At 79.2% G+C, this 317-nt stretch carries 1 pseudogene; it reads left to right on the top strand.

The window, feature by feature from the left end:
- Positions 1-317, top strand: a pseudogene (locus AC3A46_RS19540) (cation-transporting ATPase); the annotation flags it as partial.

Raw genomic sequence — 317 nt, forward strand, 5'->3', positions numbered from 1 at the left:
CAGGCAGCCGGCGGCCCCGTCGGCGCGACGCCGCCGACCGGGCCCGCGCCGACGGCAGCGGATCGCGCCGCGATCGCGCGCTACGAGTACCTCCTGCAGACGTCCGACCCGCACCAGGTCGAGGAGATCCACCGCGAGGCGTTCGCCCGCCTCACGCCCCAGCAGCGCGCGCAGGTGCAGGCCGGGATGCGGTCCGAGCTTCGGCCGGCGGAGCAGCCGCGGACGGCGGAGGCGCCGGAGCTTGCTCGCGTCGCCGCGCGCACCGAGGCGCTCCGCCCGGGATCGATGGCCGGGCTGCTGGCACGCGTGGGCCGCGG

The organism is Microbacterium sp. Soil_C_42 (genome assembly GCF_057656735.1).